This window comes from Nostoc sp. PA-18-2419, from assembly GCF_005869855.1.
Lineage (GTDB): Bacteria > Cyanobacteriota > Cyanobacteriia > Cyanobacteriales > Nostocaceae > Nostoc.
This window is the reverse complement of sequence record NZ_SZNH01000030.1, coordinates 41019-66239: the sequence shown is the minus strand read 5'-3', so window position 1 is coordinate 66239 and position 25221 is coordinate 41019. Positions and strand designations below refer to the sequence as shown.

General features: G+C 40.2%; 15 protein-coding genes. 9 read left to right on the top strand and 6 right to left on the bottom strand.

Going from position 1 to position 25221, the window contains the following annotated elements:
- Positions 1 to 47: 47 nt before the first annotated feature.
- Positions 48 to 2666, bottom strand: coding sequence for a PAS domain S-box protein (locus FCR06_RS24435; RefSeq protein ID WP_138504358.1), 2619 nt, complete (start codon positions 2664 to 2666; stop codon positions 48 to 50).
- Positions 2667 to 3308: 642 nt separating this feature from the next.
- Between FCR06_RS24435 and FCR06_RS24430 the strand changes: the two genes are divergently transcribed.
- From FCR06_RS24430 to FCR06_RS24410, 4 genes are all read left to right on the top strand, one after another.
- Positions 3309 to 5891, top strand: coding sequence for an ATP-binding protein (locus FCR06_RS24430; RefSeq protein WP_138504356.1), 2583 nt, complete (start codon positions 3309 to 3311; stop codon positions 5889 to 5891).
- An 824-nt stretch (positions 5892 to 6715) separates the two neighbouring features.
- On the top strand, positions 6716 to 7630 hold the full coding sequence (locus tag FCR06_RS24425; protein WP_138504354.1) for an alpha/beta hydrolase: 915 nt from the start codon (positions 6716 to 6718) through the stop codon (positions 7628 to 7630).
- A 26-nt stretch (positions 7631 to 7656) separates the two neighbouring features.
- Positions 7657 to 9327, top strand: coding sequence for a phosphatidylglycerol lysyltransferase domain-containing protein (locus FCR06_RS24420; RefSeq protein WP_138504352.1), 1671 nt, complete (start codon positions 7657 to 7659; stop codon positions 9325 to 9327).
- Positions 9328 to 9802: 475 nt separating this feature from the next.
- The gene (locus tag FCR06_RS24410) at positions 9803 to 11188 is read left to right on the top strand and encodes a hypothetical protein (RefSeq protein ID WP_138504350.1); all 1386 of its coding nucleotides are present in this window, start codon (positions 9803 to 9805) and stop codon (positions 11186 to 11188) included.
- Between the two features lie 151 nt (positions 11189 to 11339).
- On the opposite strand, the gene FCR06_RS24405 is transcribed toward FCR06_RS24410, so the two are convergent.
- The gene (locus tag FCR06_RS24405; RefSeq protein WP_223280268.1) at positions 11340 to 12974 is read right to left on the bottom strand and encodes an ATP-binding protein; all 1635 of its coding nucleotides are present in this window, start codon (positions 12972 to 12974) and stop codon (positions 11340 to 11342) included.
- 257 nt (positions 12975 to 13231) lie between these two features.
- The gene (locus FCR06_RS24400) at positions 13232 to 13855 is read right to left on the bottom strand and encodes a site-2 protease family protein (RefSeq protein ID WP_138504346.1); all 624 of its coding nucleotides are present in this window, start codon (positions 13853 to 13855) and stop codon (positions 13232 to 13234) included.
- 813 nt (positions 13856 to 14668) lie between these two features.
- Between FCR06_RS24400 and FCR06_RS24395 the strand changes: the two genes are divergently transcribed.
- Both FCR06_RS24395 and FCR06_RS24390 read left to right on the top strand, forming a co-directional pair.
- On the top strand, positions 14669 to 14944 hold the full coding sequence (locus FCR06_RS24395; RefSeq protein WP_138504344.1) for a DUF485 domain-containing protein: 276 nt from the start codon (positions 14669 to 14671) through the stop codon (positions 14942 to 14944).
- Between the two features lie 54 nt (positions 14945 to 14998).
- A complete protein-coding gene (locus FCR06_RS24390) occupies positions 14999 to 16573 on the top strand; it encodes a sodium:solute symporter family transporter (RefSeq protein WP_138504342.1) in 1575 nt (524 codons plus the stop codon).
- A 106-nt stretch (positions 16574 to 16679) separates the two neighbouring features.
- Here FCR06_RS24390 and FCR06_RS24385 read toward each other — a convergent pair whose 3' ends face one another.
- The 3 genes from FCR06_RS24385 to FCR06_RS24375 form a co-directional block, all read right to left on the bottom strand.
- Positions 16680 to 17525 carry a tetratricopeptide repeat protein gene (locus tag FCR06_RS24385; RefSeq protein ID WP_138504340.1) on the bottom strand — a complete coding sequence of 282 codons (846 nt, stop codon included), beginning with the start codon at positions 17523 to 17525 and terminating at the stop codon, positions 16680 to 16682.
- Positions 17526 to 17969: 444 nt separating this feature from the next.
- On the bottom strand, positions 17970 to 18890 hold the full coding sequence (locus tag FCR06_RS24380; RefSeq protein ID WP_138504338.1) for a ribonuclease D: 921 nt from the start codon (positions 18888 to 18890) through the stop codon (positions 17970 to 17972).
- Entirely contained in the window at positions 18890 to 19081 is a 192-nt protein-coding gene (locus FCR06_RS24375; protein ID WP_138504336.1) for a hypothetical protein, read from the bottom strand. The genes FCR06_RS24380 and FCR06_RS24375 overlap by 1 nt, the downstream gene beginning before the upstream one ends.
- 281 nt (positions 19082 to 19362) lie before the next feature.
- Between FCR06_RS24375 and FCR06_RS24370 the strand changes: the two genes are divergently transcribed.
- The 3 genes from FCR06_RS24370 to FCR06_RS24360 all read left to right on the top strand — a co-directional run bounded on the left by FCR06_RS24370 (position 19363) and on the right by FCR06_RS24360 (position 25037).
- Positions 19363 to 19833 (top strand): BON domain-containing protein, encoded by a 471-nt coding sequence (locus tag FCR06_RS24370; RefSeq protein ID WP_138504334.1) that lies wholly within the window; start codon positions 19363 to 19365, stop codon positions 19831 to 19833.
- A 439-nt stretch (positions 19834 to 20272) separates the two neighbouring features.
- Positions 20273 to 23959, top strand: a complete 3687-nt coding sequence (gene smc / locus FCR06_RS24365) for a chromosome segregation protein SMC (RefSeq protein WP_138504332.1) — start codon at positions 20273 to 20275, stop codon at positions 23957 to 23959.
- Positions 23960 to 24038: 79 nt separating this feature from the next.
- The gene (locus tag FCR06_RS24360; RefSeq protein ID WP_138504330.1) at positions 24039 to 25037 is read left to right on the top strand and encodes a PRC-barrel domain-containing protein; all 999 of its coding nucleotides are present in this window, start codon (positions 24039 to 24041) and stop codon (positions 25035 to 25037) included.
- Positions 25038 to 25221: the final 184 nt, after the last annotated feature.

The window sequence follows — 25221 nt, the reverse complement described above, 5'->3', positions numbered from 1 at the left end:
TCTTCCTCAAGATTGCCACAAATAACACCTTCGCATTTTTTGGTAATTTATGGGCGATTTGTTGCGGATGTAGTTGCTAAAGGTAATGTAAACCAGAAAGTTAACCCGCGCTTGCGGTTGGTAATTGCACCAATTTCGCCCCCGTGTGCTTTAATAACTTGGCGACAAAGATACATTTTTAAGCCAATGCTTGTGGAACAACAATCTTGGGGATCACGGACGTGCAGATCGAAAAGCCGATCGCGCTCTAGTTTACTCATAGCTACACCATCATCTTGAATCTGAGTGCGAATCATTCCAGCTTCAACGGTAGTACTCAGGGTAAAGTTTATTCCTGGTAAGTTATTTTCCAAGCTACGTGTCACTAAATGCGCCACAACTTTTTGCAACCGAGTTGCATCTGCCATCACCAATGGTAAATCTAGGGGAATCAAGTTTTTTACAGTTGCTTGATTTTGTGTCAGTATGGGTTCTAACTGAGCAAAGATTCCTGCTAATAGGGTGCTAAACTGCACAAGTTCGAGTTTAATTCCCAGACCTTGTTTTTCACTGCAATTAATTTCTAGCAATGAGTTAATCATTGTCAGTTGGCGATCATTACCTTGAATCATCCGCTCGATTATTGAGCGAGATATGGGAATTTGTGACGAAGAAGACGCAAAGATGGGGAGATGCTCTGAGGCTGTTAAAGAATTTTCCCTCTCTTCCACTGTTTGTATCTTCAGATCGCCGTCTTTGGGCGTCACCGTGTCTTTGTGTGTTTGTGTCTTTTCTGGTTCTGGCGTCAGAGTGTTCCTCACTCCCTGATTTAACAAATTTTTTAATACCATCAAGTTACCGATTACAGAAGTTCGTAAATCATGGGCAACTGTGTGTAAAACTACATCTTTAATACGATGTAATTCTTCAACTTCTTGGATTTTTTGTTGCAATTGTGCTGTACGTTCTCGTACTTGGTGTTCTAAATTAGTGTTGAGTTGTGCTAGTTCCTGGTAAATCCGGCTTTGATGAATGGCGATCGCTACTTGTTGTGACATTTGTTGTAGCAAATCAATTTCTATTGGTTGCCAATGACGCGGCGCTGAGCATTGATTAGCAATTAACGCACCAAATAATTCTTCATCTAGCATAATTGGTACAGCCAAACTAGCCTTAGTTTGAAATTTTTGACAGTGTACTGTTACTTTGGAAGATAGTGGCATTTGCGTTATATCTTCAACAACACGCACAACATTATTTTTTAAAAAGTTCCTTAATTCTTGAATATAAGCTTCATCATTAGTAGACCAACCAGAAACGGATGGATATTTTGGGTCTACTGATTCGGCAATAGTTCTAATTTCTAAATTGGCATTATTTAAAGTAATAAAAACCCGATCTGCTTGCAGAAATTGCCTAACTTCGGTAACAGTGGTTTGGAGAACTTGCTCTAAGTTCAGAGAAGACCGAATTCGTACTAGGGTTTCTGCCAACAATCGATCGCGTTCTGCTGAGAGGCGTAATTTGGCTTCTTGGTGCTTGCGTTGTGTAATATCGTGATGAACTGCTAGTAAGCAAGGGATACCATCCAAATCAATGACTTCGGCTGAAAGCAAGACTGTAATTATCTTTCCAGATTTTTGCCGAAATTGTAATTCTAAATTCCGAATTGCTCCTGTAGCTTGTAATTCCTGTATTAACTTCAGGCGATCGCCTGCATCGATCCAAAGATTTAAATCAAAAGAAGTTTTACCAATTGTTTCATCTCGTTGATAGCCTGAAAGTTTTATAAAACTGTCGTTAACTTCTAAAAAACGTCCTTCTTTCAGGCTACTAATAGTAATTGAATCAGGACTGCAACTAAAAGCTTTAGCAAATTTTTGGGCAAGATTTTGGAGAGCGATTTCTGCTTGTTTGCGTTCTGTAATATCTCGGACAATTGCTAGAATCTCGTCTTCACCGCTAACTACCAAGCGCGCTTCATAATCTCTAACTCCTAAGGGGGTTGGTAGCTGATATTCACAAGTTTGTAGAGTTCCGGTGTCTAAAGTTTTAGCGATCGCTTCTTGGCTAATCGCTGCAACATCACTCGGCAATAATTCCTGCAAATTTTTTCCTACTATTTCTTCTCGAGCGAGCGTAACATTTGCTCCCTCACTTTTCAAGTCGAGATACTCGCCATCGCGGCTAATACGAAACATCAAATCGGGAATAGCAGACAAAATTGCTTTATAGCGGGCTTCACTCTCTTGCAATTTTTCTTGGGCTAGTTTTTGCTCTGTAATATCCATGACTAAGCCATTCCAAAGCAAATCCCCTTGTTGTTGCGGTTCTACACTATAACTAGCTTGAATCCACTTCATCCGACTAGGCGTGATGATGCGACCTTCCCAATGCCAGGGTGTAAAAGTAGTGCTACAAACAGTTATAGATTCTCTAAAAGCTTTTAGATCTTGTGGATGAATCAGTTTGGATAATACCTGAAAGTCTGCTGCAATAACTTCTGGTTCTATTTCAAACAAATTTTGACAACCAGAACTTAGATAAAGCACAGACACAGAACCATCCTGTCGTTGCAGAACTTGGAAAATTACTCCTGGTAAATTGACAGCAATTTTTGATAGCACGTTAATAACCTCTTGCTGACAATTTGGTGTAGACAGGGATTTGACAACGATTTCATCCACTATTCGACCCTTTATAAACAAGTTATTGATGTATAATTAAAAGCTAGAATAGCCAATTGAGCAGTTTTGATTCTGTTGGCGATGATGCTGGCACAATCAAAACTGCACCTTCTTTTAGAGTAGTTCCTGACTAGGCGATCGCATTCACCCAATCGGGTGAACCAGTTGTTAGGCAACGAATTGCAGTAGTGCTAAGTTTTGAGTCCAGAATCACCGAACTGTTGTTCGCCGCAAGTCGTCACTCACAGTTCATTGAGTTGCTCTTTGATTGTGTTTAGCTTATATTGCGATCGCTGACAATCGAGTAAAGGATATGAATCGCACTTGTGAAAAAAACTTTGCGCTCTCCTGAAATTAAGCTTTTCATTACAATTGAAAACTAGAATAAAGTATATCTGAATAGTCCAGTCAAAAACGATTGAGTATTCCCTCGTTTGAGTAATTATTCAAGCGACGACACTTAAATTCTCGACAAGAGTTTGCTGCTAATTTGGGCATTTCATTTAAAACCGTGAATTGCTGTGAGAACGCACATAGTACGTCGTCCCCAATGGCACTTAATTAGATTAAAGAGCAGCTGCTTGGTGGGCGTACTGGGAAAAGTATTATTGGATTGGTATTTTCCAGAGATGGAGCTTGGCAATGACCTGTGAAGACCAGAAGCAAATTAGTTTGGAAGACATTCTGATTACAGAAAAACTGTCTCGTCGCTCGCCCAAAACATCTGATTTGCAAGCTGAGAACCAAGCTCTACATACTCTGGCTCAGCAACTTGTTCAATCGCCCCAAAGTATGCTCAAAACCCTTGTTGGTATTGCTAGGGGTCTTTGTCAAGCGGGAACTGCCGGGGTCAGTTTATTAGAAATATCCTCCAGTGGAGAGTCAATTTTTCGTTGGGTAGCACTGGCTGGAGAGTTAGAGCAATACGAGCAGCGGACAACCCCAGGTAATTTTAGCGCTTGTGGAGTGTGTTTAGAGAGGCGATCGCCCGAACTTTATTTTTACCCCGAACGGTACTTCACTTACTTGCAACAAATTAAACCTGCAATTGTTGAAGGCTTAGTTATTCCTTTAGTCATTGACAAGCAGCCTATCGGCACGGTCTGGATCTTGTCTCACGACGAGCAACACCACTTCGATAGCGAAGATGTGCGGCTGATGACGAGCTTGGCAAATTTTACCACCGCAGCCCTGCAAAGTAGTCGCGCCCGTCAAGCGGCTGTTGATGCAGGGCAGCACGAAAGCCAAGCCCAAATTGCGCTGCGAGAAGCGCATGTGCAATTAGAGTCCGCTTTGGTGGCTGGAGCAGTTTACACTTGGCGCTGGAACATCAAGAGCGATTGCGTCATTGTCAATGCTGCATTTGCTGACTTGTTTGCCGTAGACCCTGCGCTTGCGACCACAGAAGGGTTGCCCATCAAACTGTTTATCGATGCCATGCACGAAGAAGACCGCTTGAGCGTTTTGCCTGCAATTAATCAAGCGATTAAATCGGGTCAGAGGTATGCCGCCCAATACCGCGTTCGCACTGCCAGTGGCGAGGAGCGATGGCTGTCGGCTTGCGGGCAAGTCGAGTATGATGCGGGTGGCAGTGCTGTTTCTTTTCCTGGCGCACTCATTGATATTACCGAACTAAAACTTGCTGAAGAAGCCTTGCGCCGTTCGGAGGAACGCTATCGAACGCTGTTTGAGTCCATTGATGATGGCTTCTGCATCATCGAAATGCTGTTTGATGAAAACAATACGCCGATTGATTACCGTTTTTTGCAAACCAATCCAGCATTCGAGAAACAAACGGGAATAGTACAAGCAGTGGGCAAAACGGCGCGTCAGATACTTCCAAATCTTGAAGTTCAGTGGTATGAGATTTACGGTAAAGTCGCGCTGACAGGCGAATCAATTCGTTTCGAGAATGGTTCTGAAGTGATGAATCGTTGGTTTGAGGTATATGCCTGCCGTGTTGGACAGCCAAAGAACTGTAAAGTTGCCCTTCTGTTCAAGAATATCACCGAGCGCAAGCGCATCGAAGCTGAACGAGAACAAATTCTGCAACGAGAACAAGCCGCCCGCCAAGCTGCCGAAACTGCAAATCGAATTAAAGATGAGTTTTTAGCGGTACTGTCCCACGAGTTGCGATCGCCCCTCAATCCGATTTTAGGTTGGTCGAGTATGCTTCGTAGCGGTAGATTAAATGCTGCAAAGACAGCTTATGCTTTAGAAACAATCGAACGCAATGCCAAGCTACAGGTACAACTAATTGAGGATTTGTTAGATGTCTCTCGCATATTGCGTGGTAAACTTAGTCTCAACATGGCTCCTATTAACCTGGCATCAACCATCACAGCCGCAATGGAAACCGTGCAGTTAGCGGCTCAAGCCAAATCGATTTCAGTTGAGATGGTGTTTGAAAAAGAGGTAGGGCAAATCCTTGGGGATTCTGCGCGCGTACAGCAAATCATCTGGAATTTACTTACTAACGCTGTTAAGTTTACACCTGATGGTGGAAGCGTGGAAATTGAACTTAACAGCATAGGAGCCGAAGCTCAGATTCAAGTTAGAGATACAGGTAAGGGTATCGATCCAGACTTTCTCCCCCATGTATTTGAATACTTCCGTCAAGCCGATAGTACAACAACTCGCGCATTTGGTGGATTAGGGTTAGGGTTGGCGATCGTTCATCACTTGGTGGAACTGCACGGGGGAACCGTTCGCGCAGACAGCCCAGGAGTTGGACAGGGGGCTAGATTCACTGTCAGACTGCCGCTTTTAAAAGATGAAAACCAGAGGCATTTGGATGAATCAACTTCTTTATCTCTCATAGGGAGTTCCTCATCGCTTGCCCTGGTAAATCTGCGAGTTTTGCTAGTCGATGACGATACAGACACACGAAATTTGATTGCTTTTGTACTAGAGCAAAGTGGTGCTCTCGTTACCTCAGCAACTTCTGCAATCGAAGCTTTGCAAGCTTTTAAGCAAACAAACTTTGATGTATTGATTAGCGATATTGGAATGCCTCAGATGGACGGCTATATGCTGATGCAGCAAATCCGGGCAATCATGCGCCCTCAAGACAGAGAAATTTTGGCGATCGCTCTGACTGCCTATGCTGGAGAAATCAACCAACAGCAAGCGATCGCAGTAGGGTTTCTAAGACATGTTACCAAACCAATTGAGCCAGAAAATCTGGTGAAGGTGATTGCTGATTTAATCAAGGCTCAATCCTGAAAACCCTAGAATGTAAAGGACAAGCCTGACATTCCTATTTGGCAGACTGAACAAAAGTACTAGAGCGACAAATCATTGAGGGTTGTGATACAAGTAATACCAATTCAAAATGACGCTCTCTACGAGACACGCAAGAGACGCGGGGGCTTAGCTGCGCTAACAAAATTCACAGATTAAGAATCCAGACAGCACAAGGTTTTGGAGATAAGCTGTTCCACATCTAGTTTACATATCTAAATCTCATTAAAGTCTTGTGGGGTGGGCATCTTGCCGGCCATAATTATGCAATTTATATGTGGAGCAGCTTATGTATCTATCGCATTCTTTTTTCAAATTGGTATAAGAAACTAAATTGAACTGACTAGAATCTGTTAAATTATCAAATTTGTAACTCAAATCTTTAACTTGTTGAGAAGTTGAGAATTTTGTGGTTCGTAGTTATATTTAAACTGAATTTCATAATTTATTGATATTTTTGTGACTTAGGTATAGACATCTGAGTATTTTACAACTAGTCGTAAAGTTTCCATCGTGTTGACACAGGATTGATATATGATTTGTTTAAGCTTTTTAAATGAAGAACTAGTCCCAATAGGGAATATTTAAAAAGGTGATGGAAATTTTGTATTTAGAAAGCACATATAGCAATTTTATTTTAGTTGGAAAAATCTTACTACTGACTGTTGACTGTCAACTGTAAACAGCAGTAATATTTTGCTTTTTTATTTAAGGTAATTCCAGACCCCCATTCCCTATTTTCAAAGCAGGGTTATAACAGATTCCAGTTTCGGAAATTTTTGTTAAACAATTAAATAGGCTTTTATATGAAAATCAAAAATTCTCAAATTTTAATTAGTTTATTAGGAGCGATCGCACTCCTGACCACTGCTGGTTATTATTATGTATTTATCTTAGGTGCACCGCAACTAGACCCACCCCAAGAACAAGCAAATACTGGACTAAAATTTCAATTGGCAACCTTCAACTCCCAAGCGATGGGTGCAGTTCGCAGCTATGGTGTGATTTTACCGCCTGACTATCACAAAAATCAGCAAAAGCGTTACCCCGTGATATTCTTACTGCATGGAGGACATGACGATGCTCGTGCTTATGCTGATAAATATGCAATTATAGAGGTGTTGCATGAACTTTATCAAACTAAGAAATTACCACCATCAATTGTGATTACACCTGATGGTAATGATAATCGCGGTTCGAGTCCTTTGTACGATCCTGATTATTTTGACGGCCCAAATGGCAAAGTAGGGACTTTGATTGGTTCAGAATTAGTACAAGTTGTCAAGTCACGCTACCGCACATTAGAAAAACCCCAATTTTGGGCGCTAGGAGGTATATCCTCTGGGGGATGGGGAGCTTTTAATATCGGGTTACGCTATCTCAACAACTTCGATATTTTATTTAGTCATAGCGGTTATTTTACTGATAGCAGTGGTTCACAAAATAGTCCTGAACAAATTGTCCAACAGCTACCAATTCCAGATAGAAAACAATTGCGAATTTACTTAGACGCAGGTGTGAATGATACTAATTTATTAGCTTCTACCAAAGCCTTCAACGCAACCTTAAATCAGTTAGGCATTGCTCATGTATTTTATGCATTTCCGGGTGGTCATGGTTTATCTGGTGCCGATATCGGCTGGAACTACTTTCACAAACATCTCAAAGATTCTCTCTCCTATGTAGGAAAACAGTTTAAAAATTTAGGAGTTAGAATTTAAGAATTTTAACAGTAAAACTATTAAAAATGACAAATAATTTCAAAACTCAGATTGGACTTTGGAGTGCAGCGTTACTCACAGGCTTAGTTGGCGTAGTAAATTTGTTATCAGCAGTCACACCTAACCTCTACGGAAGAAATCAATGGTTAAAAGAATTTTTACCATTTGACATTCGTGCTACTGGTCATATTTTTGCAGCATTGACTGGGTTTATTTTACTTACACTTGCTACTAATTTATTACGAAGAAAAAGAGTAGCTTGGTTACTTATAATTAGTCTGCTAATAGTTTCTATTTTCAGCCACTTACTGAAAGGATTAGACTATGAAGAAAGTCTCCTCTCTGGGGTTTTATTAGTGCAATTAATTGTGATGCGCCATATTTTTACAGCGCAATCAGACCGTCCTTCTATTGCACAGGGAGTCCGAGTGCTTCTCGGTGCTTTATTATTTACTCTCGCATACGGAACCATTGGATTTTATTTATTAGACGGTAAGTTTTCAGAGAATTTTAATTGGCGTCAAGCTATACTTCAGACTTTAGCAATGTTCTTCACCGAGGACAATTTGGGACTACAACCAAAAAGCAAATTTGGAGATTTTTTTGCTAATTCTATCTATATTATTGCAGCAGTTACTATTACATACGCAATAATAATGCTATTACAACCTGTGTTATGGCGTAATTTAGTAACTCCTAACGAGCGACAAAAAGCTAAAGAAATTGTCGAAAAATATGGACGTTCTTCTTTAGCAGCTTTGACACTTTTAAATGATAAAAGTTATTATTTCAGTCCTTCTAGTAAAAGTGTGATTGCTTATGTTCCCAAAGGACGAGGTGCGATCGCCTTAGGTGATCCCATAGGGCCAATTGAAGACCGCAAAGAGACAATTATTGCTTTTCAACAGTTTTGTCAACGCAATGATTGGTATTCTGCTTTTTACCAAACTTTGCCCGAAGATGTTGAACTTTACAAATTATTGGGATTTCGAGTACTCAAGATTGGAGAAGAAGCGATCGTTGACTTGAAAAGTTTTACTTTACAAGGTAAAGCGGGGAAAAATTTTAGACCATCAATCAATCGTTTAACTAAATTAGGATACCGAATTAACTTTTACCAACCACCAATTGATAATGATTTATTGCACTTACTTAAACCTGTAAGCGATGAATGGCTAAATATGGTACAAGGTTCGGAAAAACACTTTTCTTTAGGTTGGTTTGATGAAGCTTATTTGCGAGGGTGCGAAATTGCTGTGATGCATAGTCCAGAAGGTCAAATCATCGCCTTTGCTAATATTATCCCAGAGTATCAACTCAACGAAGCAACTATTGATATGATGCGCTACCGCCCGTCCATTGAAAATGGCACAATGGACTTTTTATTTATTTCGCTGCTCCAGCATTTTAAAGAATATGGTTATGATAGCTTTAATTTTGGTCTTTCTGCCCTAGCAGGAGTTGGAGATAACCCAGAATCACGCCGCTTAGAGAAAATATTGCACTATCTTTACGAGCATTTGAGTCGCTTCTACAATTTCCAAGGATTGCACGCCTATAAAGAGAAGTTCCATCCCCGTTGGGAAGCACGCTATTTAGTGTACCCCAGTTTAGCTGCTTTACCAGATGTAGTTGTAGCATTGATTCGCGCTGATTCAGGCGATCGCCTTTTTGATTATTTCAAACCTGGAGCCTAAATGTGCAAAAATCATACCTTAATTGAAAAAATTCGCCGTTGATTTTAACCCAATTGCTTTGCATGGGCAACAAGATTGGAATCACAACAGTCATTATCACAATTTTCTTCTCAAATAGTTACCATTACACTGCGACAACGTTCTTGATATTGGATGTGGAACTGGTTTATTCTCACGTCTTATAGCTCAACGGCTACACAACTTGACAAGCTTATGGTACAATCGTACTATAAATGAAGATCCGGTGAGTATGTAACTTTAAGTTTGGTAGGAAATACCCAAACTTTGTAATCACTGAACGCCCATAGTAGCTAGTTAGTGAAGCAATTGCGATCGCACAGTATTTGTTTGTGTGGAATATGCCAATTGGCATCAATTTCTTATCTGTTTACTCTTCTATTTTGCACAGTTTAAATAGCTTATTTTGGCAAATTAATCAATTTGATTAACTACAGTTTTCCTCAAAGGTGATAAGATGAAAAATAATAAGATTTCTCTAGTAGAACTCATCCAAATTCTTGGAGAATATCGCAACAATATTATCGTTAATATTAAAGACCTGGAAGAAAATTATCAGAGAACAGGTATCAAGCGTGTTAAAGGTGTGAGAGACGAAAAAGGGAAACTACTCCAACCTTGGTTGCGAATAGAAAATATAGATAATGCTGAATATATTGGTATGGGCGAGTTTCATTTTAATCGCAATACCGCTACTATTAATATGCTAATCAAACGTCAAGTCAAACTTGCGAAAGTGGTTGATAAAACTCCAACTCTTGAAATAGCAGGTTTGTTAGTCAATAACCTCAATAGCTTTAACAATTATACCGTTGTCAGGGACGGCAAAATCAACATCAAATCCTTAAAAGTCAAAATTAGTAGTAAAAAACTTTTTGATTTGCTTAAAGAAAAAGGTGTGTTGGATGCAAAAGATTTTGACTTTCGTGTTAAATATAGTATCCGGCTAGATAACTTGCCGCTTGTAGCTGCTGATAGTGATTACAGCAACATTGATGGACTATTCAACCACCTTGCAGAAATTAAAATACTTAATAGTATTATTTCTGCTCATTTGAAAAAGCAATCAGATCTATTTGTACCAGAACAGTTAGATGAGCTTAAAAATCACTATCTCTCCAAGAATGTTTACATCAACTTTCCGACAACTAATGAATACACAGATATCCAGCAGGCTTTAGTAAATGGTACTCTTGAATCGAGATTGAGTTATAAAATAGACATTGGTAGTCAAGATATTCTGAATTTGAGTAAGTTACATTCTGCTAACAAATTTCTAAATAGAATGTATCGTCTTTATGATAAAAAGACTGGAGAAATTATCACTAAGCCAAGTTTTGAGATGGTATTTAATGAAAACCTTACCGTTAGGCAGAGGCTACTATCATCACGCATTAAGATTACAAAAGTAGATGAGTTGATGTTCCCAATTTTTGATAATTTTCTTGGACTTGAACAAAATGGTATAGTCGTAAATCTTCTTACGAAAGTTGGTGCTGATAGTTTGGTACAGTTATTGCAGGATAAACAAACTGGCAAACAAATCAGTAAAGAAGAAATGGTTACAGCTTTAACAACTGCAAATACCAAGTTAGAGCAATATATCGAAAAAATTTACCAATATAAGATTTCTCCCTTAGTATTTTACATTGGTTGTACTGGAGTATTACCAGAAACAATACAAGTAAAAGCCATGACTGCTGAAGAAGCTGCTGCTAAATATCCCAATTTGCAATTTTCTAAAAATGAGCAAAAAGGTACTCTTTTTGCAGTTGGTAATAGTATTATAAGTCTTTATACAAAAATAGAATATTACAGTAAACTTGTTTCGGTTGGTATATAAAATTAGATTGCATAGCAAAGCAATTCTAATTTTACTGATTAGATAGTAGTGGTACAAAAGCTTGTACCACTAAAAAGATATATTACAAATCTAATTGATAATTTTTAAAAAACTTATATATCAAAAATATTAATTATTATCAGCAGCTTGATTATTTTATATGTTTACTCAATAAATTTACTTTTATACGTTTATTTTGCTGAATAGGAATTTCAATTATCAACTTTGCTCCTTTTCCTAAAGATGAAAAACATCGCAGTTGTCCCCGATGTTTTTCTGTGATAATTTGATAGCTAATTGACATCCCCAAACCAGTTCCTTTACCTACTACTTTAGTCGTGAAGAAGGGATCGAATAGACGTTGTTGAATTTCTTGAGACATACCCCCTCCGTTGTCAGCAATCTCAATAGCAACCCTATTTGAGTTGAGTAACTCAGTACGAATAGTGATTTGTGGATTGCAACTTGACTGCTGATTTTTAATATGTAACTCTTCCAAAGCATCAATCGCATTAGTAATAATATTTATAAATACCTGGTTAAGTTGACCTGCGTAACACTCTATTAGAGGAAGTTGAGCATACTCTTTAATAATTTGGATTTGGGAACTATCAGGCTTAGCTTTGAGGCGATTTTGCAAAATCATTAGCGTACTATCAATTCCCTCGTGGATATTGACTGCTTTCATTTCTGCTTCATCTAGTCGCGAAAAGTTCCGCAATGAAAGTACAATGTTACTAATGCGATCGCTACCAATTTGCATTGAATTTAGTAATTTCTTTAGGTCTTCAATTAAAAAATCTAACTCTATCGCTTCTATTTCTTCCTGAATCACTGGTGTTGGTTGGGGATATTCTTTTTGGTAAAGTTGCAGTATTTTTAATAATTGTCGGATATATTCTTTAGCATGAGTGATATTCCCATTGATAAAGTTAATCGGATTATTAATTTCATGAGCTACACCTGCGACCAATTGTCCCAAAGAAGACATCTTCTCTGTTTGAATTAATTGTGTTTGGGTTTTTTGTAATTGTTCAAGGGTTTCTTGAAGTTGTTGATTTTTTAGGATTAATTCCTGCTCCCGCTCTCGCAAAGCAGCCTCGGCTTTTTTGACAGCAGTAATATCTAAACCCATTTCTACAACCATCGGCTCACCATTCATATCCTTGAATGGATAATCATAAATCTGATATACCCGATCTGTTTTACTATCTACCCATTCCCAGAGTTGCGGAGCGTTGCTGTTAAAAACACGAAAGGTAGGACATTCAGGACAAGGTTGTTTTAATCCAGCGATCGCCTCGTAACAACGTTTACCTGTGGGGTCTCCAAATACCTCGCGAAAGCGTTGGTTAAAAAATCCCACCCCGTAATCCTTGGGTTGAAGATAGAGAAAGGCTGGTAACTGATTAAGTAGGTTATAAAGGCTTTGGCGTTCAGTTTGTAGCGCTTCTATTCGCCGCAGTTGTTGACTGATGTCTTTACCTACTGCATAGATGAGTCCCTTTTGAGAAGTTGATAAACTCCAACACAGCCAGCGATAACTGCCATCTTTATGAAGATAACGACTATCCCAGTGTAACTGCTGCTGTGGTTCTGTTGGCAGCTGACTGCTTGTGATATCCTCTGGATGCACTAATTCCAACCACGGATGTCCGATCAAGTTTTCGGCTTTCCATCCCAACATTCGTTCCCATGCTGGATTCACTTGCTGGTAAAAACCATCTTGTCCGATAATACAGAATAGGTCAGATGAAAGGTAAAAAAAGTCTTCCAGATCAAACACAGTAATCTTACCACTCAAGTTCTGCCTTCAAGGTAACTAAGCATATCCACTAACTTCAATGTTAAGATTACTGAAGTCATTATATCTAGCAATCTGATTTTATTGGGGAGAAAATTTAAGTATATTTAGGGAAGCCAGCCTTGTAACAGTGGGTTTCCCCAATTGAGTAGAGTCGTAGTACGTTAGCAAAGCGTAACGCATTCGCAAAAACCACAAGTTCTAATTTAAATTTAATTCAAATTGTCCTTTAGATTTATCTAAAATGCTAATGTTTGTGTTCCCACTGCGGACTGAATAACTAAATCAGCAATCTCACCAAGTCCCGTGCCAAATTCTGGAATTATGAATAGAAGCATCAGTGCAAAAAGTCCGAATTGGGTATGTTCTAATGGTTTTAGCTTTGGGAAAATTTCACTGAAGACATGAAAGCCATCAAGTGGTGGAATTGGTAAGAGATTAAACAGAAATAAGGTCAAATTGATTCGAGCCGCTAAGTAAATAAATTCGACACTAAAGAGTCCTGAAAAACTCAAATTAGAAAGAAGTTTGAGCATCACAATAAATAGAATACCTAAAGTCAGATTTGATAATGGCCCAGCTGCGGATACTAAAATATTGCCGAACTTAGGAGAACGAAACTTAGAAGGATTGATCGGCATTTGTCCCCAAGCTATACCCATGAGACAGAGAAATATGATTGATTCCTTGCCCATATGAACTATAGGATTAAGCGTGAGATGACCAGTTTTTTGGGGAGTGTTATCTCCCTGAGTCATAGCAGCCCAGCCGTGAGCAAGTTCATGTAAAGTGATAGAAAATATGACAATTATAATGATTCGGAAAAAATAAATCGGCTCTGTAATTAATGTTTCAATAAACATATATTTTGGTTTTTGGTATGGTAGAAGCTAAAATTTGGGCTTTTTAAGGACTAGGTTAAAACGTGCATCTCACCTTTGTAGATATATACGGATCTACAAACTGAAGTTGATGCTTTTCGCATTCTTTCCGAAATATTTTGCAAAACGAGATATTCCAAATTAGTTGATATGAGCGATCGCCAAGCCAGACACTTCTTCAAAGTCAGCTTTTTCTCACTACAACCATCGAGTTCTTATCTCTGCCAATTGCAACGCATAGCAAAGCTGAGTCAGATAATTTTAGTATCATAATTTACTATATTTTAATAGTGCCCATCTGCATATTTACAAATTAATGATATAAATTTTACTAATTTAACACGTAATAATCTCCGGTATTATTTGGTATTTACGATAAAGAAAACTTAAAAAAGCAAATTATTTTTAATTGATTATCTAGCTAATAAAAAATTTTTGATAACACTTTAAAGGTGAAACAAGTACCAGTAGATACGGATTAAGTTTAAGTTTTTAGAGATAAAGATTTGATATTTTTAGCCCTTACTTAGGTATTTCAAGAGAAGAAACTACTCCTGAGTCAATAACTAGATAATAAATCATCGATATTTCAGCTTTTTTGATATTTAATGCCAACTGTAGTTTCACGTATATGAAAATATAGTCACTACTGTCTTTTTACTTTGTATATTTTTTTTAAAAGTTAATTTTATTACCTGATGCTGCAATAGATTTACTAATAATCTTTAAGAAAATTATCCAGAAATCAACTTCAATGAGACAATCTGACCTAATCTTCTCAACCTCAAGGAAGACATGAACAATCGCACAAAGGCTCTCCAGGCTCTCGCGGCTGAACGTTGGCGAGTATCCCTGATTCTGAGCGGAGCCATGATGTTAATTTACTTTGGTTTTATCCTGTTAATCGCCTTCAATAAGCCCCTGTTGGGGTCATTAGTAGTTCCAGGTCTGAGTCTGGGAATTTTACTAGGGGCGCTGGTAATAGTCTCAGCATGGATATTAATTTTTATTTACGTACGTTGGGCAAACAGCAGTTACGATGACCAAATTGCAAACCTGACGCGCAAGTGAATTAATTATTAGCAATTTCTAGTCCAAAATCCCAAATATTAAACCCAAATAAGCATGAATATTGTATTTTGGTGCGATCTGCCAGTAGCGGCAGCGGATATTTCCAGACTTGGCCAGTTTAACCCGTTGGCGATCGCTTTCTTTTTTGTGTTTGTTGTAAGTTCTTTAGGCATTACCTATTGGGCGGCAAAGCTCACCAAAAGTACGTCACACTTTTACACAGCTGACGGTAAAATCAGCGGTTTCCAAAATGGGGTAGCCTTAGCGGGAGACTTCATGAGTGCAGCTAGCTTTTTAGGTATCGCTGGGTTAGTGGCACTCAACGGCTTTGACGGCTTGATTTATTCTATCGGCTTCTTGGTGGGCTGGCCAATTGTGATGTTTCTGATTGCGGAACCACTACGTAACTTAGGCAAATACACCTTTGCCGATGTGGTAGCTTATCGGTTGCGACAAAAACCTGTACGCATAGCATCTGCAATTGGAACGTTGGCAGTGATTAGCTTCTATTTAATTGCCCAGATGGTAGGTGCTGGCGAACTAATCAAACTATTGTTTGGCTTTGATTACGAATTAGCTGTGGTCATCGTCGGTTGTGTGATGATGGCTTATGTAATTTTTGGCGGCATGATTGCCACGACTTGGGTACAAATTATCAAAGCAGTTCTGTTGCTTGGCGGAACTATTTTACTATCTATCTTAGTACTGGCACGATTTGGCTTTAACCCGATCGCTCTTTTCGCCGCTGCATCTGAAAAGTATACAGGTGTATTAGCTCCCGGCAAACAGGTTTCTGACCCCTTCGATGCTATCTCTTTGGGGATGTCGTTGATGTTTGGCACTGCTGGATTACCCCACATTCTGATGCGTTTCTATACAGTACCCGATGCCAAAGCAGCACGAGTATCTGTTAGTTACGCCACAGCTATTATTGGCGTTTTTTATCTTTTGACCTTCATCTTAGGCTTTGGAGCGATGGTGCTAGTAGGTCAAGATGCCATCAAGCAAATTGGTACTGGTGGTAATATGGCTGCACCGATGTTGGCAGAATTTCTCGGTGGTGATGCTTTCTTAGGCTTTATAGCCGCTGTTTCTTTTGCAACGATTTTGGCGGTTGTCGCTGGGTTGACACTTTCAGGTGCAGCTGCATTGTCTCATGATTTGTGGGTGAATGTGGTGCGCTCCGGTCATGCTGATGAGTCAGAACAGCTGAAGGTGGCTCGTGGTGCAACAATGCTTTTGGGGTTAGTAGCTATACTCTTGGGCATCTTGTTTAAAGGACAAAATGTGGCATATATGGTAGGTTTAGCATTTGCGATCGCTGCTAGTGCCAACTTCCCAGCCTTGCTGCTATCAATGCTTTGGCGACGCTTCACTACCAATGGGGCGGTTGCAAGTATGGTAGTAGGTACTTTCTCCTCATTAATACTAATTTATTTGTCACCTACTATTCAGGTAACAATTCTCAAGCACGCTTCTGCACCCTTCCCACTGAAAAATCCTGGATTAGTCACTATTCCTCTAGCATTTATTGTGGCAATTGTTGTTTCACTTTTGAGTACTGAACGGCAGGCACAGGAAAAATTTGCAGAAGTTGAGGATCGTATCCACATTGGTTCTGGGATGTGATTTTATCGATATAATTAGTAATTCGTAATTCGTAATTTAATTCTTGATTACGAATTACGTAACTTACTTTTCATCAAAGGCGAGTATTGTAACTAAAACCCTGGTTTTATCTACTTCCAAGTTCTTTAATGTTTTTTGTCACTTGTTGATATAAATCATTATTGCCTTGAGTTTGAAACATGTTTGCTGCTTGTTCCAAGTCCTTTAATGCTCCCTCTTTGTCTCCATTGGTAGCGCGGGCATTTCCTCGATTATTGTAAGCGGGGGCAAAGTTAGGATTGAGGCGAATTGCTTCATTGTAATCTGCGATCGCTCCTTGGGGATCTCCATTGGCAGCGCGGGCATTTCCTCGGTTATTGTAGGCAATTGCATATCTGGGGTTGAGGGCAATGGTTTGGTCAAAATCATCTAGCGCCCCTTTTTTGTCTCCTAATGAAGCGCGGGCATTTCCCCGGTTATTATAGGCTTCGGCATAATTGGGATTTAGGCGAATCGCTTCACTGTAATCTTTAACTGCTTCTCGGTTATTTCCTAGTGAGGCGCGGGCATTTCCTCGGTTATTGTAGGCTTCGGCGTCATTGGGATTGATCCGCAGCGCTTGATTGTAATCTGCGATCGCTTTTTCCTTGTCTCCCAAATCAAAGTAGGCTAATCCCCGGCCATTGTATGCAGCGACATATTCGGAATTCTGATCTATTGCCTTATTATAGGAAGCGATCGCCGCTTGCAAATCGCCGTTGACATGCTGATTCTTTCCCTGAACATAAAAAGCTTCAGCTTTGGATCTGATGGGTGAACGACGGCTAGGTGTACTAACTCCGATTTCGGTTACCAATACATTATCATTCTTACTGCAAGAAACGCTACTAATTGCTGTCAATGTAGTAAAAACAGCTATGGTAAATACTTTATTTACCTTTGTTCGCTTTTGCCCAAATAAACGCCGTATCATAAGTTAAGATATGCCTTGAAGAAGAATCCACCAATTCACAATTCAGAAATCAGAACAAGAAAATCTGGTTACTAATGTCTTCATTCTTTCTTGAGAACACCTGAAATAAAGTAATACCAAAATCTAGATTTTAATTCTTTACGAGCATAATTTTTCTAACTTTTGATACAGCTTTCAATAAATTTGGTTAATTGACCATACCAATTTTAGATTTGAGATTTTAGATTAAAAATTATTTCTCTGCTCTTGCAAAAAAGCAAGATACATGCGTTGATGCCACTTGGTTTATGCCAAAATTCATCCACCGCAATGGCTAATCCTAGTGGGCAAAACAAATCCTTTCATGCAAAATTTAAAATCCTCAAGCCCTGTACCTTTCTCAATATGCGTCGCCATGACGGTTATTTCAGCGGACATGAGATAAATTTTTAACCAAACTTGATATTACTCACTCTCCGTTTCACTATCTTGAGTTTTGGGAGTTAGTCGCCAAGCAGTTGTTTTATCTATATCTACAGACAATTGTTCTAAATTTTGCCCTAAATCTTTTTGGAGTTTCTGAGTTAGTGTAATCGAAAAATCTAAATTTAGACCTTGGGTTTGTGCTAAATTTACCAATTCTGTAAACGTAGTTTTGACTGTGGTACGTTCGTAACTACTCAGTTTGCAATCAATAGTCTCAGATATATTCTGAGCTTGCATTGCTTTTTTTATACGTTCTTGTAAATGCTCAAATTCTGAATTTAACAGTTTGCATTGCTGCTCAAGTTGCGAATATCTAGCACTGAGCATTTTTAAATCTTCCGTTGTCGGCTCAGGGCTGGTTTTGGCTTGTAAATTTAACAAATTTGAGTGGATTTGAGCTAGATAAATACAATCTAGATAAGCATACTCTATTTGTTCTTCAGTTAGAGGACGTTTTCCCCAATCGCTTTGTTGTTCTTGTTTATCGATATTATTAAAACTACAAAGTGCAGTAGCTAAAGTTTGGAGTTGGTAATTTGGTAATGGCAAGAGATAATAAGGAATTTTCTTGGCTATTTCCAAAGTACAAGTAATATTTTTTGCTTTCTTATTACCGAGAAATTTTAGATCGTAACTGGCATTATGAAAAACTTTTTCAATGCGAGAATTTAACATGATTTCTTGAATAAATTCAGCTATAATATCAGGCTGTTCTAAGACATCTAAAAGGTAAACGCGATCGCCACTCATATCATCAGGATTATCCAATACCTGAATTAGCGACAGTTTGGGATTGCGGCTTTTATAGTCAGCCACTTCTGTATCTATCCACAGTGTTTTAGCTTGAGTATATTCAGCAACAATGGCGTGAATTTCGCGGGGGGAAGTAAGGTAGGGCATTAGCTAATTTTTCCTGATATTTTGGGCATTCTCAGCAAGCCATAGTTTTTTAAAGTAACATTTTGTTGGTAATTTTGCTGGCAGAGAATTGGAAAAACGCTAAAATTTTCAGTTGCATAGGCGAGGTTATTGTAGATATCGCCAAATTTGCTCAAATCTGATAACATCAAATCACTACTATAGGGCAGCATAATCTCATTCCAAAAAACTAGTTCGCATCTACCTGGAATTGACAGACAGCCGCAGACTGATGTAGAGCTATATTAGTCAGCAGCCCTAAAGAAATTGAATTGGTGCTTCTCCAAATTTTTTAGTCATTAGTTATTGGTCATTAGTCATTTGCAAAGTACAAATGGCAAAAGACAAATGACAGAGGACAAATGACAAACAACAAATAAAAATTTTTAACATTTGCTCCTCACCATTACACACCTTAATTAATCGCTTCAAGTACTGAATTCGGAGATAAACAATGAAAAAGCTAATTCTATTTCTAGTAAGTGGTATTTTAGTAATTGGTGCTGTGGGCTGCCAAGAAGCTACTAAAACTGGTTCGGAAACTCCTAGCACTACCAACGAAGCGCCTCAAACATCAGCTACACCCGCTTCCGAAACCAATCCAACTATCGATAAAACTGTTAATGTTCCAGCACAACCAACCACTGTTACACCACCTTCTATAGACACTAAAGTTAAAACCGATTCCCCAAAAACCGCAGCAACAAAAACTGAAAGCAATTTAAAAACTGAAGTTAGTAAAGAGTTGAATACAGGTTTACCAGGGAATAAGTTACAAGTTGAAAATAAAGGAAGTGAAATTATCCTCAAAGGTACAGCGGCTTCTGTTGATGAACTTAAAAAAGCTGAAACTTTGACTAAGGAAGTTCAAGGTGTGAAAACAGTGAAGGTAGAAGCAAAAGTCGATGCTGTGAAAAAGCCATAGGAGAATAGCTGAACTTCTAGTTAAGTAGCTCAACTTAAAAAACGTAAGATGTAGTTACTGCTGAAGGTGCGGTATCTCGGTAGACTATATTAAGATGGTGCGTTGCGCTGAGCGACAACGCACCCTATCGGTATGGCAAAGCTAAAATGTTGCAATAAATGCTTCCACTAACTGGTACGAAGTAAAACTCAACACAGCCTCGATAATGTTGGGTTTTGTTGTTCAACCTAACCTACACCAGTTTTATTTTTGAGGCTTAACTGAACCGTATTGGAATATAACTAAAGAAACAGGTATAGTTATTCAACTCCCTCCTCTGGGTTCTCTGTTGGCTCGTGTGGCTTAATAATCCTAAATTCTCTCCCCTACCCTCTTGCGGATCTGGAATTAGTTGATACACTTGTTCTTCAATAGCCATTAGTCCAGTTAACCAGCGCCTATGGTGCATATCAAGCGCGTGGAACTTAGCAACTTCAAATCCTTCGGCGGTACTACCCAAGTCCCTTTGCTGCCGGGGTTTACTGTCATATCTGGGCCGAATGGTTCGGGTAAATCAAATATTTTGGATGCGCTGCTGTTTTGTTTGGGACTCGCTAGTTCTAAGGGAATGCGAGCCGATCGCTTGCCGGATTTGGTAAATAATACTCAAACAGCTAAGGGGCGGGCTGCGATTGAGGCTAGTGTTACGGTGACGTTTGATTTGTCGGATGAAGTTTCACGCAGAGAAAAGTTTGAGCGGGGGCTTGTGCCGATTAAAACTTCTCCTAAGGGAGACGCTTCGCGAACGGTGGGCGCAGAGGCGCAGAGAGGAGAAGAGGAGGAAGAGGAGGAAGTTGGGGAAATTGGGGAAGAGATTCTTAAATCTCAAGTTCAAAATCCAAAGTTGGCTGAGTGGAGTGTGACTCGGAAGTTGCGAGTAACTCACCAGGGAACTTATACGTCGAATTACTATATCAATGGTGTCAGTTGTACGCTCACCGAGTTGCACGAGGAATTAGATAATCTGCGGATTTATCCTGAAGGATACAATGTGGTGTTGCAGGGGGATGTCACCAGTATTATCTCGATGAATGGGCGGGAGAGGCGAGAGATTATTGATGAATTGGCTGGGGTGGCGGCGTTTGATCGCAAGATTAATCAAGCCAAAGGCACTTTAGATGAGGTGAAGGAAAAGGAAGATAGCTGTCGGATTATTGAGACGGAATTAACTGCACAACGCGATCGCCTTTCTCAAGATCGGGCTAAAGCTGAGAAGTATCAAAAACTTCGGGCAGAATTTCTCGCCAAGCAATCTTGGGAAGCTGTTTTATCTTGGCGTTCGCTGCAAGCACAACAAGAAAAGTTGGTTGGTGAAATTCAAAGTGGCGATCGCAATTCTGGGGAACTGAATACGCAACTGACAACTTTGAATTCCGAGATTGTTCAAAAAACTGCCCAATTGGAAGAACTCAATGCCCATGTTAAGGCTTTGGGAGAAGATGAGCTTTTGGCGGTACAATCTACCCTGGCTACCCAAGAGGCAGAACGCAAACAATTATTGCGTCAGCAAACGGAATTACAAACAACTTCCCAAGAAACTGCTAAGCGTCTAGCTCAAACTCAGCAGGAGATTCAACAACACCGCCATTCCCTCCAAGAAATTGCCGAAACCCAACTTGTAGAGACGCGATTCATCGCGTCTTCACAACAGCAGAGAAATGAAGCACAGCAAGCTTTAGAAACCTCCCGCGAAGCAGCCGCAGAAATCGCCTCGGCTTCGGAGGCCTGGGTGCAGCAACAAACGGCGTATAACCGTCAAATTGAAACTTTGCTGCAAACTCTCGAACCGCAACGCACGGAACAAGCACAACTGAGGGAACGCAATAACCAGTTACAACAACTCATCCAAGAGCAAACCCAGTTAATTGAACGCGACGAACCGCTATTAGCAGAAAAACAAACTCAGTGTAGTGGAGTTGAAACGGAATTTAACACCTCTAGCGAACCCATCCAAAATTTAGCCCAAAATCTCTCAGCCACAGAACAAGAACTGCAAATCCAACAAGAAACCCAAAAACGGTTACTTTCTGAACAACGAGAAAAACAACGCCAGTTGGATAAAATCGAGGCGCAAGCGCAAGCACAGCAAGAAGTCCAAGGAACCCAAGCTAGTAAAGTTATCTTACAATCAGGAATGCCTGGTGTTTGCGGCTTAGTTGTGCAGTTGGGACTAGTGGAACCCCGCCATCAGCTAGCCTTGGAAATGGCTGCTGGTGGACGCTTGGGACATATTGTGGTGGAAGATGACAGTATCGCCGCAGCGGGTATTGAACTGCTTAAACAGAAACGTGCAGGGAGGGCGACTTTTTTACCGCTGAATAAAATTCACGCTCCCAAATTTACCCAAGATGCAACGCTGCGTTTTGCTAGTGGTTTTGTTAACTACGCTGTGAATTTAGTTGATTGCGATCGCCGTTATCAAGATGTATTCAGCTATGTTTTCGGTAATACGGTGGTGTTTGCCAACCTTGAGGCGGCGCGGAAAAATTTAGGACTGTATCGCATCGTTACTTTAGACGGGGAATTGTTGGAAACCAGCGGTGCAATGACTGGTGGTAGTAATACTCAACGTTCGGCGTTGCGGTTTGGTACCGGGGAAGCGGCGGAATCTGATGAAGCTATTGGTTTAAGAAATCGTTTGTTGGACATTGAGCGAATTTTACAGCGTTGCACTGAAGCGATCGCTACTTTGTCAACTAAAACCAAACAATTGACGCAAGAATTAACAGAAACGCGACAGGCGCGGCGGGAACAACAGTTGCAATTGGAACAGTTGCACAAGGATATTAAGAATTTAACTGGACAATTAGAGGGGACGCGATCGCAATTAATCCAAAACACGGAAAAATTAGCCGTTGCTCAATCTCGTCTAGAGGTTTTGGAGCAGGAATTACCAGGACAAGAAACTAAACTGCAACAATTACGACATGCCTTAGCAGAGTTAGAAGCCTCCCAAACCCCCAGTGAATGGCAACAAATCCAAGCAACGATTAAAATTCAAGAGCAACAATTACAACAACGTGAAGCAGCTTTAAGGGAAGCCGAACAAAAATTAAAAAATTTAGAAAACCAGCAACAGCGCCTACAAGAAAAAACCCAAGAAGCCGAAACCCGAATCACAGAATACGAAACCCAACAAACCTCTTGTAGAGACGCGATTCATCACGTCTCCAGCCAGATCACAACGATAAACGACCAAATCGCCCAAACCCGTTTATCATTGACCCAAATGGAGCAAAAATTAGGCGAACAAAAACAAAAACGCGATACCACAGAACAGGAAGTGCGATCGCAACTTTTGCGCCAACAACAATTAGAATGGGAAATCCAAAAACTCCAGGAAACCCAAGAAAAGCGGCGGGAAGAACTAGTTACATTGCAAAGTCAACTGCGCGATATGGGAGCAGAATTACCCAATCCGCTGCCAGAAGTTCCAGATAAAGTAGACTTGGAAGAATTGCAGAAAGAATTGCGATCGCTTACCAAACGCTTGCAGGCGATGGAACCTGTGAATATGTTGGCGTTGGAAGAATACGAACGCACCCAAAACCGCCTTCAAGAACTAACGCAAAAATTAGAGACGTTAGAAGCCGAACGCACGGAATTACTCTTGCGGATTGAAAACTTTACCACATTGCGGCAACTTGCTTTTAAAGAAGCTTTCGATGCCGTCAATGAAAACTTTCAATCGATTTTCGCCATCCTATCTGACGGTGACGGCTACCTACAACTAGAAAATCCCGAAGATCCATTTAGTAGTGGCTTAAATTTAGTTGCCCATCCTAAAGGTAAACCAGTACAGCGTCTAGCTTCCATGTCTGGGGGAGAAAAATCACTCACAGCCTTGAGTTTTATCTTTGCCTTGCAACGTTACCGCCCATCGCCATTTTATGCGTTTGACGAAGTAGATATGTTTTTGGATGGGGCAAACGTCGAGCGATTAGCTAGAATGATCGAGCAACAGTCACAACAAGCACAATTTATAGTTGTGAGTTTGCGTCGTCCGATGATAGAATCAGCCGAACGCACAATTGGCGTTACTCAAGCACGAGGAGCTTATACTCAAGTTTTGGGGATTAAATTATAATCATCCAATACATCTGCTTGAGTTTTTGTTAATAATAGTGTATAGACAAACCGGATTCGAGATCAGGACTCGGTATAGAATGACCTCTGAACAAATAATTAGGCGTTCCGACATATTAAATACTCAGGTAATTACCCGCGACAACGGCAAGCGGCTTGGTATAGTCAGTCAAGTCTGGGTAGATATCGATCAACGAGAGGTTGTGGCTCTTGGTTTGCGAGACAGCCTGATCTCTATTTCGGGCATACCGCGCTATATGTACCTCAACAACATCAACCAGATTGGTGATGTCATCCTGGTTGATAATGAAGATGTAATTGAAGATATTGAAGTTGAATCTCTCAGTAACTTAATCAACTGGGAAGTAATTACAGAAACAGGTGAAGTATTAGGCAAAGTTCGGGGCTTCAAGTTCAACGGTGAAACAGGTAAACTTGATTCCATACTCATTGCCTCTTTAGGATTGCCCCAAATTCCTGACCAATTTGTAAGTACTTACGAGTTCTCAGTCGAGGAAATTGTCAGTACAGGCCCCAATCGATTGATTGTGTTTGAGGGAGCCGAAGAACGGGTGAACCAGTTGACAGTCGGTTTACTAGAGCGTTTGGGTATTGGCAAAGCACCCTGGGAACGCGATGCAGAAGAAGAATATGGCTATACTCCACCACGGACAATTGCACCACCCAATCAACTGCCAAGTGGAGTGCCATTGCAGCCACCTAAGCCGAGAGTCCGCGCACCCCAACCCGTAGCGCGGGAAGAAGAGGAATGGACAGAAGACTATGTGGAAGAAGTCAGACCACAGCGCCAAGTGATGAAGGCGCAGCAGTATGAGTCTATTCAATACGAAGAAGACGACGAAGAAGATAACTGGAGTGAAGCAACAGGTAGCGACAGGTATAAACAAGCGCAACCCCGAAAATCTGAACCCCAGCCTTATAGCAAGCCATACGTTGATGATTACGATGATTATGATGACCTCGAGACTGATGCTTGGGAAGACGCCCCAAAGCCAGTGAATATTCCCAAGAAAGTCAAGGAAAGACAGCCAGAATACGAAGAAGAAGGCGGATATTAACTAATTCGTAATTCGTAATTCGTAATTCGTAATTCGTAATTTAAGCCAAAAATTACGAATTATATCTTAGATAAGTTCAGCCCTTTCCTTGCAAGCAAGGATGGGGCTAATTTTTGAGGATAAGTGGAGATGAAACGGTGATGGGTGAGAAAGTGGAGAATGGGCTATCGGTTCAGGGGTAGAT